The organism is Reticulibacter mediterranei, from assembly GCF_016587455.1.
The window spans coordinates 2,987,425-3,000,568 of the sequence record NZ_BNJK01000002.1 but is presented as its reverse complement, the minus strand read 5'-3'; the positions used below and the strand labels follow the sequence as shown (position 1 = coordinate 3,000,568).

Annotated in this window: 10 protein-coding genes and 4 pseudogenes; 1 reads left to right on the top strand and 13 read right to left on the bottom strand. The window is 49.9% G+C overall.

Annotated elements, in window-relative coordinates; all coding sequences use genetic code 11:
* Positions 1–185 precede the first annotated feature (185 nt).
* Positions 186–4,232, top strand: coding sequence for a tetratricopeptide repeat protein (locus K3T83_RS52355; protein ID WP_220210995.1), 4,047 nt, complete (start codon positions 186–188; stop codon positions 4,230–4,232).
* 545 nt (positions 4,233–4,777) lie between these two features.
* Here the strand turns inward: K3T83_RS52355 and K3T83_RS52350 are convergent.
* From K3T83_RS52350 to K3T83_RS52290, 13 genes and pseudogenes are all read right to left on the bottom strand, one after another.
* Positions 4,778–4,972, bottom strand: a pseudogene (locus K3T83_RS52350) (zinc ribbon domain-containing protein); the annotation flags it as partial.
* A gap of 82 nt (positions 4,973–5,054) precedes the next feature.
* A pseudogene (locus K3T83_RS58485) lies at positions 5,055–5,469 on the bottom strand (transposase); the annotation flags it as partial.
* 613 nt (positions 5,470–6,082) lie between these two features.
* Positions 6,083–8,056: an ABC transporter ATP-binding protein gene (locus tag K3T83_RS52335; protein ID WP_220210993.1), complete on the bottom strand. Its 1,974-nt coding sequence runs from the start codon at positions 8,054–8,056 to the stop codon at positions 6,083–6,085.
* Positions 8,049–9,035 carry a signal peptidase I gene (lepB, locus tag K3T83_RS52330; protein ID WP_268963617.1) on the bottom strand — a complete coding sequence of 329 codons (987 nt, stop codon included), beginning with the start codon at positions 9,033–9,035 and terminating at the stop codon, positions 8,049–8,051. Before lepB ends, K3T83_RS52335 begins: the two co-directional genes overlap by 8 nt.
* A gap of 158 nt (positions 9,036–9,193) precedes the next feature.
* The gene (locus tag K3T83_RS52325; RefSeq protein WP_220210991.1) at positions 9,194–9,454 is read right to left on the bottom strand and encodes a hypothetical protein; all 261 of its coding nucleotides are present in this window, start codon (positions 9,452–9,454) and stop codon (positions 9,194–9,196) included.
* A 119-nt stretch (positions 9,455–9,573) separates the two neighbouring features.
* Positions 9,574–9,840: a hypothetical protein gene (locus K3T83_RS52320; protein WP_220210990.1), complete on the bottom strand. Its 267-nt coding sequence runs from the start codon at positions 9,838–9,840 to the stop codon at positions 9,574–9,576.
* Positions 9,841–10,055: 215 nt separating this feature from the next.
* Positions 10,056–10,622 (bottom strand): TlpA family protein disulfide reductase, encoded by a 567-nt coding sequence (locus tag K3T83_RS52315; protein WP_220210989.1) that lies wholly within the window; start codon positions 10,620–10,622, stop codon positions 10,056–10,058.
* Between the two features lie 18 nt (positions 10,623–10,640).
* Complete coding sequence (locus tag K3T83_RS52310; RefSeq protein WP_220210988.1) at positions 10,641–10,862, bottom strand: hypothetical protein; 222 nt, start codon at positions 10,860–10,862, stop codon at positions 10,641–10,643.
* A 3-nt stretch (positions 10,863–10,865) separates the two neighbouring features.
* Positions 10,866–10,988 (bottom strand): annotated as a pseudogene (locus K3T83_RS58480) (MauE/DoxX family redox-associated membrane protein); the annotation flags it as partial.
* Positions 10,943–11,206, bottom strand: a complete 264-nt coding sequence (locus tag K3T83_RS52305) for a MauE/DoxX family redox-associated membrane protein (RefSeq protein ID WP_220210987.1) — start codon at positions 11,204–11,206, stop codon at positions 10,943–10,945. The gene K3T83_RS52305 and the pseudogene K3T83_RS58480, both read right to left, overlap by 46 nt.
* Before the next feature lie 146 nt (positions 11,207–11,352).
* Positions 11,353–11,664, bottom strand: coding sequence for a hypothetical protein (locus tag K3T83_RS52300; RefSeq protein ID WP_220210986.1), 312 nt, complete (start codon positions 11,662–11,664; stop codon positions 11,353–11,355).
* 259 nt (positions 11,665–11,923) lie between these two features.
* A pseudogene (locus tag K3T83_RS52295) lies at positions 11,924–12,743 on the bottom strand (IS6 family transposase).
* 189 nt (positions 12,744–12,932) lie between these two features.
* Positions 12,933–13,076, bottom strand: a complete 144-nt coding sequence (locus tag K3T83_RS52290) for a hypothetical protein (protein WP_220210985.1) — start codon at positions 13,074–13,076, stop codon at positions 12,933–12,935.
* Between the last annotated feature and the right edge of the window lie 68 nt (positions 13,077–13,144).

Sequence of the window (13,144 nt, the reverse complement as noted above, 5' to 3'; positions counted from 1 at the left end):
CAAGCAATAAGACCGTTCAATTATTTACAGCATACTTCCCTATAAATAAAATGGATAAAGATATAAAAGCATATCAGCGAAAAAAACATTAGGAAAGAAGTACAAATTGATCATCAGAGATCTAAGATTCAGAACTGAGTTTTTCTAGTTCTTTTCTAGAGAGAAAGCGGAAGGAGTTACCAATCATGCAGCCACAAACCTTAAATCTTGTATACTGTTATGCCCCTCAAGATAAGTGGTTACGTGACGAGTTAGATGATCACCTCTCAATATTGAAACACAATAAACTGATTATTACTTGGCATAATCGAGAAATTCTCCCAGGATCTGATTGGAAAAAAGAGACTCAGGCTCAGATAAACGCTGCTCATATAATTCTGCTCCTCATCAGTCCTGATTTTTTTGGCTCCGATTACTGTTACAGCGTTGAAATGAAACAGGCTTTAGAGCGACATAAAAATGGTTCTTCCCGTGTACTTCCTATTCTTGTTCGCCCTGTTTTATGGGAAAGTTCCCCTCTGGAAGCATTAGATGTTCTCCCTAGAGGAGGAAATCCTGTAACAAATTGGTCAAAACGTGACAAGGTATGGCAGCATATAGCAAGCAGCGTTCAGAAAGCCGTACAAGATGTACAAGACTCATTAAAAGCGGATGTTGAGCTTTTTTCTGAGATTATTGCTTGTAAAGCATCCAAAGAATACCAGAGAGCACTTGACATTTGCGAACAATTAATTACAAGGAATCCTCAACACGCTCCGGCCCTTTTAGCAAAAGGAGGCATTCTTATCGAGTTGCAAAACTACTATCAGGCTTTTCTCGCTCTTGAGCAATCAGCCCTGCTTTATCCTAATAGTTCAGCCTTTACAGATAAAGGATATGCTCTCCTCTTTCTCAGAAAACCTCTAGAAGCTCTGGAGGCTTGCGAGCAGGCAATCTCTCTTGACCCTAAGAATGATCGGGCCTATGCTATTAAAGGGTTTGTTCTGGCCGACCTTCTTGGAAAACTACAGGATGGGATAGATGCATTTGAATATGCACTTCAGCTAAATCCTGACAATGCCAGAAACTGGCATGCTAAAGGATGTTTCCTCGCTAATCTAGGAAGGTATCAGGAAGCATTAGAAGCTCATCAGCAAGCTATCTTGCTCAATCCAAATAACGAGCAAGCTTTTCGGGACAAAGGAGTTGCACTCCAAAGGTTAGGAAGGTATCAGGAAGCATTAGAAGCTCATCAGCAAGCTATCTTGCTCAATCCAAATAACGAGCAAGCTTTTTTAGGTAAAGGCGCCTCACTCCAAAAGTTAGGAAGGCCCCAGGAGGCACTGGAAACTTTCGAGCATATTATTCAGCTTAACCCTCGCAACGATGCTGCTTTTGTTGGAAAAGGAGCTGCCCTCCAGGGACTTCATAAACATCAAGAAGCACTCAGTGCTTGCGAGCAAGCTATCAAGCTTAACCCTCGCAACGATGCTGCTTTTGTTGGAAAAGGAGCTGCCCTCCAGGGACTTGGTAAATATCAAGAAGCACTCAGTGTTTGCGAGCAAGCTATCAAGCTCAACACACTTAACGATAGCGCTTTTGCACTGAAGGGTTCCGTGTTGTTTTCTCTTGTGGTTTATGGAAAGCCCCTACCTTTGGAAAAGCGCGCTGGACCTCTAGCAGAGGCGCTCGCTACGTGCGAACAGGCTATTCAACTCAACCCCCGTAACGATGACGCCTTTGTTGGGAAGGGAGATGTACTTGTCCATCTTGATAGACACCAAGAAGCAATTATCGCTTTTGGGCAAGCTATCAAGCTTAACCCTTGCAATGCCCTTGCCTTTGCTATGAAGGGAACTGCGCTGCTTCACATAGGAAAACCTCTAGAGGCACTAGAGACATGTGAACGAGCTATTCAGCTTGACCCTCAAACAGGGCCTGCTTTTATCACTAAAAGTAGCGCACTTCAGGATCTTGGAAGATATCAGGAAGCTATGGAGACTCTTGAGCATCTTTTTCGTTTAAAACGGCCTGACGCATCCTTCTTTCTACTCAAAGGAGACCTTCTCTTTCATCTAGAAAAGCCATTGGAAGCGATAGAAGCATATCATCAGGCAGTTCAGAGTGGCGTTCCTTTCCCTTATAATAGTCAGGCTCTTGTGAGTACCGCGAAAATCTTAGAGACGCTCGGCAGGTCTCAAGAGGCCCTAGAAGCTTATGACTACGCTAATAGGCTTAACCCGCATGATCATGTTGTTCTTACTTTTAAAGCAGCATTTTTGCAGCGATTGGAAAGGCCTATAGAAGCGCTGGAAGCTTATAATCAAGCAATCAAGCTTGCACCTGATACGACTAATCATAACCAGATAAGTGAAATGTTTACGGAGAAAGGATATGTCCTTCTTACCTTAGAAAGATTTGATGAGGCCATCACCGCCTGTAACGAAGCGCTTCGACTTGACCCGAATAATGTAAGAGCATTTACAATAAGAAGCACTGCCCTGGGTCATCTTCAAAGATACGAAGAAGCCCTAACAGACTGCCAGCGAGCTATTGATCTCAAACCAGACGATGAGACATTCCTGGTAAAGAAGAGCGCCATACTTTCTTATATGGGGAAGCAGCATGAGGCTCTGGAGGTCTGCGAACAAGCTCTCAGGCTTAATCCCACGTTTCCATTAGCTATCACTGTTAAAAAAGAAATCTTGCAAGATCTCAGTTCATCGGCTTCGCTGCCTCCCACTCAACCCTCACCAGTCCCTCAATCAACCATCGACGAGAATCTTGCCAGGATCAAGGCGCTTATTGAGTCTGGGAGAAGCCAGGAGGCGCTGGAGGCTTGTGATAGGGCTCTTCAGTTTGATTCCTCCTGTTCGCTCATCTATGTGAACAAAAGCCTGGCTTTAATTAATCTAGGAAGAAACCAGGAGGCACTGGAGGCTTGTGAACAAGCCTTCCAACTCGATCCTCAGGACGCTCGGATCTATGTCAACAAAAGCAAGGCCCTCAGTCATCTAGGGAGGCATCTGCAAGCCCTAAATGCTTGTGAGTGGGCGATACAAATTGACCCCTCTTGCTCTCCAGCCTACGTAAACAAGAGCCTCGCCTTACTTAATTTGGAAAGATTCCAGGAAGCTATTGACGCCTGCAATCAAGCCATCAAACTTGACCCTTCATGTTCTCTGGCCTATACAAACAAGGTCACTGCCCTGGCTAAATTGGAACAATATCAACAAGCCCTGGAGGCTTGTGAACAAGCTCTTCAGTTTGATCCTCACAATGTTCTGGCCCACTATAATGCAAGCGTGGTCCTGCTTAGTTTAGGGAAATACCAACAAGCCATAGAGGCTTGCCAGCAAGCTCTTCAGTATGATCCTCACAATGCCTTGGCTCATTACAATGTGAGCAAAGCGCTTCTTGAATTAGGGAAATATCAACAAGCTCTTGATGCTTGTGAACAAGCGATTCAATTTGATCCTACCTCTTCCATGTCCTATGTGAACAAAGCTGCCGCCCTGGGTGGATTAGGAAGAAACCAAGAAGCTCTTGACGCTTGCGATCTAGCTCTTCGATATGATCCTCGCAATGCTCTGGCTCATTACAATGCAGGTAAGGTACTTCTCGAATTGGGGAAATCCCAACGAGCCCTTGGTGCCTGTGAACAAGCGATTCACCTTGAACCCACCTTTTCCAAGACCTATGTGAACAAAGCTCTTGCTCTCATTAGATTAGGGAGATACCAGCAAGCCCTTAGCGCTTGTGAACAAGCGATTCACCTTGATCCTTCTTGTTCTCTGGCCTACGTTAACAAAGCTGCTGCCCTAGTTCAGTTGGGAAGATATCAGGAGGCGCTCTCTACCTGCGATTTAGCTCTTCGATATGATCCTCGCAATGCTCTGGCTCATCACAATGCAAGCAAAGCTCTCTGTGAATTAGGAAGATACCAGGAAGCCCTTGACGCCTGTGAACGAGCACTACAACTTAACCCTTCTCACTCTTCGACCTATGCCAACAAAAGTTTGGTTCTCATTAAATTGGGGAGATGTCAACAAGCACTTGATGCTTGCGATCTAGCTCTCCGGTATAATCCTCGCAACGCTCTAGCTCATCACAATGCAAGCGTGGCCCTAATTCAGTTGGGGAGATACCAGCAAGCCTTGAAGGCTTGTGAACGAGCGCTACGGCTTGACCCCCACAACGCCAAAGTTCGCGCAAACAAGGAGTTTCTCCTTAAAAATTTACGGCACTCTTAGTGATTAACCCATGATTTGGATAAAAAAGTGCGAAAAATTTGTACCGCAAACCCACGTACAAGTTAATATCTATTTTTGTCGTAATACTTATAATGTATGTAAGCTCACTATTTTGCTCTAGTGAAAGCTTATGTAGCTCTACCCCCAATAAGCACGACCTTGTTCATAGGGGTCTCCTCCCTGAAAGAACATCACGAATAGCTCCTTCATAGCGTGCTTGGCGCGAGACGGACTGGTAGGGAAACTACGCTCCTACCCTGGCCTGCCAGACAGCGGGAATAGTCTCTTCCTCCCGCTCATAATAGTACTCTGTCAAACCACATTGCTTGGTTTTTCAGAGGGCTTCAATGCCCTTCTCAAGCCGATTGGACATATTCCAAAAACCGAGCAATGTAGTTTGACAGAGTAATAGCCATCCGAATGCAGATCAAAGATGTTATAGGATTGCACTACTGAGAGCGCTGCCTCCTCGTCAGAAAGCAATTGCGTGAAGCACCCCATACATGTGTATAGGGGCTTCTCAGGGGCGCGTCCCCTGAAGGCTCCTACCGAGCCTGGACTCTTGTTTCTGCCAGTGCTTTCATCCCTAGTTTTTTGATGTTGATAGCCGCGTTGTGGTCGCGGTCAAGAGAGCATCCACACTCGCACTCATGCCAGCGTTCGGATAGCTCTTTCTTGACTATCACTCCACAGCTACTACACACTTGGCTGGTATATTTGGGATCAACAAATACGACCTGTGTACCGGCACTTCTAGGTGGCCCAGTTTGTCAAGACAAAGAATTCGACTGAAATAAGAGCTACTTGCCTCCTTTTCAATGACTATTCACTCTCAGTCTGCTCTGCGGTGGATTTACGGAAATAGACTTCAGCAGGGATGTGATACTCGAGTGCCTGATGAGGACGCTGCCAATTGTAAAACGCAAAATAGCGAGTTAATGCCTGACGTGCTTCGCGTGGCGAAGAGTAATCGTGAATGTAGACCTCCTCATACTTAACTGTGCGCCATAATCGTTCCGTAAAAATATTGTCGAGTGCTCGCCCTTTGCCGTCCATACTGATCTGAACATTGGCCGCTTTGAGTACGTCCAGATATTGTGGACTGGTGAAATGGCTTCCTTGATCGAGGTTCGCAAATACATGGCACAGCCTGTTCGAGTGCCTGCTGAACTGCCATGATCACAAAAGGCATTTCTAATGTCTGATCCAATTGCCAACTCACGACATAGCGCGAATACCTCCCCACCCCCACCAGCACCAACGGGTGCTTGGGAACCCACAGCGGGTGCGGATTCCCTGTCCTCTGCGGGGGCTTGCGTGACGTTCTCTTCGAGGCTCGGGGCGAGAGCACCACAAACTCCTGCACCGACTCCGTGAGTGGCCGATACCGCACCGCGCTGCGTAGGATACCTACTGAACTCATCTGCTTCCTCCTGTTCGTCTCTTTGCCTGGCCAACAACACACGGATGAAATAGCGACCACAACGCCACAGATGAACGCTTCCAGCCAGAAACCACAGGGGAAAACACTTCCTCTCTCACAAGTCTACCCAACCCTCCCCCTCTTCCTCTACCCCTTTTTCCACATCCTTCTCCACAGATTCCCTGCACCCTGGGGATAAACTCCTCTTTGAGAGAAAGAACAATGACTATGAGAATTACAGACACACATGCGTCCACAGGATTACGGGCCGGTTCGTGCCAGACTTGCTGCCTGCGGCGCTCGCACAGCAAAAACGAACGCTGCCGCCTCTCTCTTCTTCTCGTTTCCTGTTATCGTATCAGAAAGGATTTTACACCATCGCAGCCGAAAAGCCAGGAAGACGACGAAAACTGATCTGTGCGTCACTTCACTGGAGAGAGTTCGCCCGTTGCGCATCGCCTGGGGAGGCTGGTTTCCGATTGGCATTGACACGTTCTCGCTCTGTCGTCTCTGTCTCGGTTCTCTTTTCTCGTTCTCTACTTTTTGGCTCTGGAGAAGGAGCCCCATGCAGGCTATATTTCTCAGCTTGGGTGGTATAGAGCTGAGCGTAGGTGCCGCTCAGAGCCAGTAATTCGTCGTGCGTGCCATATTCGCTGATCTGTCCTTGCTCAATGACGGCGATGGAGTCGGCCATGCGGATCGTGCTGAAGCGATGGGTGATGAGCAGCGAGGTGCGGTCGCGCATCATCTCGCGAAAGTGGCAGTAAAGCTCGTGCTCGGCCTGGGCGTCGAGAGCCGCCGATGGCTCGTCGAGAATAAGAAAATCACTCTCTCGCATCAGCATACGGGCCAGGGCCAGCTTCTGCCACTCGCCACCTGAGAGATCGGCCCCGGCCTTTTTTTCCTCCGCCATCCAGCGGCTCAAGATGGTCTGATAACCGTCGGGGAGCGCCTTGATGCGTTCGTGAATTCCCGCTTTGAGAGCAGCTTGCTCGATCTTGTCGGTGGCCTCGATCTGCTCGATTCCGCCCAAGGCAATATTTTCGTGGGCGGTCAGCTCGTAGCGGGCGAAATCCTGAAAGATGGTGCTCAGATGATACCTGAAGCCTTGCGGATCGAAGGTGCGAATGTCGATGCCATCCCAGAGAATTTCACCTTCGGTGGGATCATAGAGCCGTGTCAGCAGCTTGACCAGTGTGGTTTTGCCTGCGCCATTGAGCCCCACGAGTGCAAGGCATTTGCCTGCGGGTAGAAACAGGTTGACGTTCTGCAAAATCCAGGGATGCTGCTCGCTATAGCGAAAGGAGATATTGCGCAGGGTGATGCCTTTGGAGAGTGGAGGAACGGGCTGAGTCTGTGTGCTGATGGCAAGAGGCTGCTCCAGCTTCAGAATATCCGTGTACAATCGGAAAAACAGGACGCTATCGTTAGTGTGGGCCATCGTGTTGATGAGTATGCTGAGGGCGCTCTGGACGCTGCTCACGGCGCTGGTGTAGAGCACCACGTCGCCCAGGCTGATGCGGCCAGAAAAGGCAGAGGAGATGACCACGACAAACGCAGCAGAAGAAACCAGGCTGCCCAGCAGGGTCAGCCCGCCTTGCCAGCGCAGTTCGCGCTTCTGCTGCTCTCGCTCGTTATGCTGGATCTCTCTGGTCATGTCCAGGAATTTGCGCAGGAAATACTCGCCGAGATTGAAGAGGCGCAGCTCTTTGGCGAACATCGTCCAGGAAAGAAGGCGACCATAGTACGAGGCGCGGCGTGCTCTGGGACTATTGAGCATGGCGATGCCGAAGCGTTGACGGCTGAATTTGAGTTGCACGATAATCTCTGGCAGGATGGCGATGCTGATGCTCAGAGCCAGTAAGGGGTTGAAGGCCAGCAGGGTACCAACAAAAGAGAGCAGCGTCATGCCTTGCTGGATGAGCGTGCCCAGAATTTGCAATGCCTGACTGGGCGCGAACTGGGCGCGTGAGGAAGCCAGCTCCATTTTGTTGTAGAACTCAGGGTCCTCAAAGTACGAGATGCCGACCAGGCCGGAGATTTTGCGGAACAGCGTCTCTCTGATCTGCAGGGTCAGGCCGCGATCAAGCTCACTGGAAACAAATCGGTTGAGAGGGGCGATGGTCTGGCCGAGGACGAACACCACCGTCTGGGTCGCAAGCAGGAAAATCAGCGTTGGGAGAAGACGAGCGAAGGGCTGACCATGCAATCCCTGACCCAGGGCATCGAAAATCCCTTTGGAGAGCCAGGCCGAGGCCAGCGGGATGCCCCCCTGGAGCAGTTCCAGCCCCAGTTGAATCACAAAACACAATGGCAATGCACGCCACGCCAGCGCCATCATCTGGCCGGTGAGTTTCACCATATCCCGGAGAAAGTGAGACCAGTCGCGTAGCTTATGCATTCAACTCCTCCTGGGAACGATCTGATCGTGCCTGTTCGAGCGAAGCTAGCAGGGTTGCGGCGTCAAAGCTGGTGAAACCTGTGGCTCGGACAATGTGCTGGTCATCAAGCAAGCAGTAAGAGGGCATTCCAATCATGTGATAATCGTCAAACAGAGGATTCGCTCGGCGTGGAGCGAGGAGCACCGATTGAGAGGCAGGAAGCAGTTCTGTGAGCGTCTGGGCCGTCTCGCGTGTCCCATCAAAGACGAAGGTAACTGCGATATGATGTGTCGCGAGATCCTCTGCAAGCGTCGGGAACGCGGGAGTTTTTTGATAGGAGAAGCTGTTTTTAGCAATGAACAATAAAAGCAGCGCTTCCCCTTGATAGCTGTCTAACGAGACGATCTCGCCGCTGAGCGTCTCGGCATGAAAGTCGGGGGCAGGCTCACCACTGGGAAGTGGGGTGTTCGGGATGACGTCGCGAGATGTCAATTCAGGTGGAACGACGGAGGTGCCTGGGAGTTTGGCGAGCACGATGCCGATGATCTGATTGGTTGGAATGGGACCCCAGATGCGCGAATCAATGCTGCGCTCCCGGTTGTCACCACAGGCGAAGATGTGTCCCGGTGGGATGTGCCAGCTCCATCGCCCCGCCTCGTCCACCTGTGCTTTGTTGCGTATGTGCTCATCATTATCAGCATCAGGATAAGGCGCGGTATCCTGCGTGAAGGTGTCGCCACCCATTGCCACAATCCTCTTCACGTACCATGTGCTGCGTCCCGAATCGCGTTTGTAATACTTGTTGCGGCTCGTGGTCAGAACCACGACCTGTCCGTTGCGTAATCGGCGGCTGGGATACCAGCGAAAGACCAGAACGCGGTCTCCATGCACGAGCTGCGGAGACATAGAAGCGCCGATGACCGTCACCAGGTACATACTCTTACGCAGCAGAAAGACTGCGCAACAAAGCAAAAGGCATAGTATGCAAATGATGATCATGAAGAGAAGCATAGCAGAAAAGCTCATTTCTCTCATGGCAGAACCTGTAATTCTTAACAGGTCCTGCCGTCGTGTAGCATAGGATGAGATGCGGATAAACATATAGGTAAAGCGGTGATATCTATCCCTTATGAATTACAGGGAGGGTAGAATGGTATCTATGAGCAGCAGTCGCAACATTGTCGGACGAGATACTGTCCGCCGTGAAAACCGCAAAGGTAGAGCAGCTCATATTGTAAATCGCCGGCAGGGCGGCAATAATTGCCACACGTCCACCCATTATATGTAGTGCCTGACGGGCAACCGCCACCTTTTGCCTCATGCTGAGGCAAAAGACGTGTCGCAATATGATTGATCAAGGTATCAACCGGCTTGAAGCGGCTAGCAAAACGATCAACGGTCGAGAAAACGGTATTCATGATAAAATTACTCCTTATGATTTTGTAGAGCTATTCTTGATCAGGATGTGGCTCTCGTGCCGGGCATGTCCTGCTCGACACGAGATAAGCCTCAGATGCATTGATCTCACGACTTATTATTAACAGCCGCAATAATCATAGGAGTAAAGATCCTGGCCCGTGCGGCTGTCGCAGCAGACGTATTGACCGTAATATAAACCTAGATCCTCTCTACACATTTCACCTCTACATCGATTACGACAGTGATATGCGCCGGCTCCGCAATTATAACCTGCCTGTGCCTCATGTTGTGGCAGAAGCCGCTCAGCAACGCTGTTGATCAAGCTATCAATGAGCTTGAATTTGCTGGCGAAACGATCAACAGTCGAGAAAACAGTATTGGTCATCGCATGGTCTCCTTTTACTTGTGAATAGCTCCATTTTGCATGGCTCGGCATTGAGCATATGGAGCCAATAATAATTTATATGTCACCGCAGATGATGCTGGTGGCATGCAGCAATTTGGGCTGAGCAAGAGAGAAGAGCGAGAATCCTCGAATCTCTCTCTCGCATGCCCGCCGGCCTTCTCATCTGCAGGGAACACCTGGGTTGAGAGAATAGCTTAAACCGCAGCGGCCTGTTTGGTCAGGGATGCTACCAGTTTGTTCCACTGAGGATTGTTCGCATGGGGATTGCCCGTCGCCTGGACCTTACCCTGCGCGTTGATCAGGTAATAGGTGGGCGTGCCGTGAACCTTGTAGTCGGTAAAGAAAGGATTCTGGGGTTTGGGAGCCGATAAGAGCGGCAACGTGAGATCGAACTCTTTTGCCAGTTCGCGAGCTTCCTCTAGCGAACTATTGCTGACCAGCACCAGATCCGTGTCTGCCATCTGAGATCCCATCGCCTTCAGAGACGGGAGAATTTCATGGCAGGGTCCACAATGAGGAGCAATAAAGACGAAGAGTGCGGGCTTATGGCTATAGTCCTCCTGCGTCACGGTCGTCTCGTCGAGCGCTTGAGCTGTAAATACAGGCGCTTCATCTCCCTCTTTTAAGCCTTCCGGGGGAGTAAAGGGTTTCGCTTGCGTGGCAGTCTTGTTCGCATTGCGTACCAGTGCGAGCGTCAAGAACACATTGCAAATGAGTACGATCCAGAGAAGTACTGAACTCACAATAAGAACTGTTTCCAAAAGATACCTCCTTGTTTGTTATACCTTTTCTGTAGAAGATGATTGATCACCGGAGAGCAATTGCACAATGTTTCTGAGCTGTAACCATAACAGTGAGAGGAGCAGCGCGCTGACGCCTGCCAGCAACCATTCTCCGATGTTCAGGATGCGGCCTCCTGCCTGGCTCCAGGAAGTCGTACCAGAGCCAGCCAGCGCGCAGATGATCAGGCCAACGTTGCGCCAGACATCGGTCACGGCCACCGGTTGATCGCTGGCCCCAAAGCAATTGCAGGAAATATGGAGCTTTCTGACGAGAACAGATGATATTGCGATGCTAAATACTATGAGTAGAAACAGAGCGAGTATGAATCCTGGCAGCAGCAACACTCCCCCACCAGGAGGAAGAGCACAACCACCAGCTCTCCGCCGAGAAAGAGGATTGCGGCAATGTGACTCAGTTTTCTGGGGAGCAGACGAAAAGCGACAACGCTGCGCTGAAACTGAGCGATATCACGTACTTTGCTCCCAAACGAAAGAAGAAAAACGAAGCCAGTAGCACAACGACAAAACGCGGAAACAAAGGTGACGATGTCCGTCAAATCCATGCGATACACCCCGTTTAGCCTAATAAGAGTTGAGAACGACTGCTGCTCTGACCACCTTCAATCGAAAGATGGATAGAGCACGAGAAAGTACTTATGAATTCAAGCAGAATTTATACACTTTGGAATTGGTGGTATACGAGATCTCGTTAGCCCAAACCGGCGTAAAAGGCATCACGAGGGATATCGTTCCGGTCTAACTGTTGATAGAGAGTGACATCACCAGAAGTATTAATGGTATCCATATACTCCGCGGTTGTCGTCTGCGCTCCAAAGGCATAGGTGCCACTGGACACGTGAGTAATGGAGAGGGGAGTGGGATTTGTTGCAGAGGGCGAGCGGCTGGCGGCAAAGCTGAATGGAGGGGTCGCAAAGTTGATGCTCAGGCCCGCTCCAGTAGCCAGCATTCCAGCAATCGCCTTCCGCTTGGTCAGAAACATTTTGTTTGATTTTGTATCCATAAAAAGTTTGCATTCCTTTCAATTTCATTTCATTTAGCCTGGGAGAACAGCGCTCGGCTGCTGTTCTAGGGGCGAATCATTCACCTAGTATTGCTTGCAGTAAGTATACCCAAGAAAGGGGAGGAGCAGGTTGGAAATGGGTTGGAAATGGGTTGGAAATGAGAAGAGCACTACAGTTGCACTTTCTAAGGAAGTGTCAGAACTGAGAAGCTCAAACCACCAATCGTGTTCAATTTCTTGAAGCCTCTGTTTCTAGAGGCTAAACAGTTAGGGACATTCGTCGTAGGGTGTCCAGACGTTGACGAAAGAACCTACGTTGCCCAGCAAGAGGCACCGATTGGTTCATGGTGGTGCGGAAGCGGAAAAACTGGCGCACCTCCTCAAAGGCTTGGCAAAAGCGAGATGCCGATGCGAAACTTCCGAACCCACGCATGGGATAATATCGTTGCTTAATTCCCCGGTGATCTTGTTCCAGTCGATTATTGAGGTAGGGATTGCAACGGTGGATGACGTGACTGCCGAGTGTCTCGCGGATGGCCCGTGGATACGAATCATGCCCATCAGTTGTTACCCGTTCAGGAGCCTGACCGCAGACCTCGAGGGCCTGCATGAAAAAGCGTTTGGCCGCCTCCATATCGCGCTTTTCACTCAGCCGCGAATCCACCAGGTTGCCATCGCGATCAATCGCCCGATAAAGATAACACCACTTCCCATGCACTTTCACGTAGGTTTCATCGACATGCCACGATGTCCCTGCTTGTCCTCGGCGCTTCGCTCGTAACTGATCTGCAAGCAATGGGGCAAACCTCGCTTCCCAGTCTCTAACGGCTTCATGCGTGAACACCCAACCGCGTTGGAGGAACATCTCTGCCAGATCCCGCAGACTCAGTTTATAGCGCAGTCGCCAGAGCACGACAAGCAGAACGATATCGGTTGGATATTCCAAGTAGTTGAAAGGAGTGGAAGTCACGTTCATTGAACGTGTGTCGGCACTCTCGGCAGCGAAACGTTCGGTATCCAAGCGTCGTTTTCTTCAACTGTTCCTTTGTTGCGGCAGATGTACAGTGTGGGCAGTTCATGGGTCGCTCCTCCTGAAGATGTGTTGGATGACCATCAGTTTACCACAAGAGGGAGACCCACATGAGACCTTGTTCACAGTCCTGACGCTTCCGGCGATTTGAGCATGGCAAGATGGTTCTGCACTTCAATTGAGAGCACTCAAACCAGAAGTGGCGGGGAACACATCTCAGGTGTTCCTCGCTTTCAGCTCAATCTTCGCTCTTGCCTCTTCCCTCGCCGAGAGAGATCCCAAGCAGATCAGCGAGTGCTTTGGTCGCCTCAATCACGTATCTAGCGACTTCGGGCCGACTCAGATGATACGCATGTTCCTCCTCAAAACACCATCTCAACATTTGGCAAGACCACTTCTCACCACGTGCCTACAGGTGGGCGCGTCGCGCAAGAGGGCGGAGACGGGTCG

Coding starts and splice junctions, on each gene's coding strand:
- K3T83_RS52355 (WP_220210995.1), top strand. CDS start 186: ATGCAGCCACAAACCTTAAATCTTGTATACTGTTATGCCCCTCAAGAT.
- K3T83_RS52335 (WP_220210993.1), bottom strand. CDS start 8,056: ATGCATAAGCTACGCGACTGGTCTCACTTTCTCCGGGATATGGTGAAA.
- lepB (WP_268963617.1), bottom strand. CDS start 9,035: ATGATCATCATTTGCATACTATGCCTTTTGCTTTGTTGCGCAGTCTTT.
- K3T83_RS52325 (WP_220210991.1), bottom strand. CDS start 9,454: ATGAATACCGTTTTCTCGACCGTTGATCGTTTTGCTAGCCGCTTCAAG.
- K3T83_RS52320 (WP_220210990.1), bottom strand. CDS start 9,840: ATGACCAATACTGTTTTCTCGACTGTTGATCGTTTCGCCAGCAAATTC.
- K3T83_RS52305 (WP_220210987.1), bottom strand. CDS start 11,206: ATGGATTTGACGGACATCGTCACCTTTGTTTCCGCGTTTTGTCGTTGT.
- K3T83_RS52300 (WP_220210986.1), bottom strand. CDS start 11,664: ATGGATACAAAATCAAACAAAATGTTTCTGACCAAGCGGAAGGCGATT.
- K3T83_RS52290 (WP_220210985.1), bottom strand. CDS start 13,076: ATGTTGAGATGGTGTTTTGAGGAGGAACATGCGTATCATCTGAGTCGG.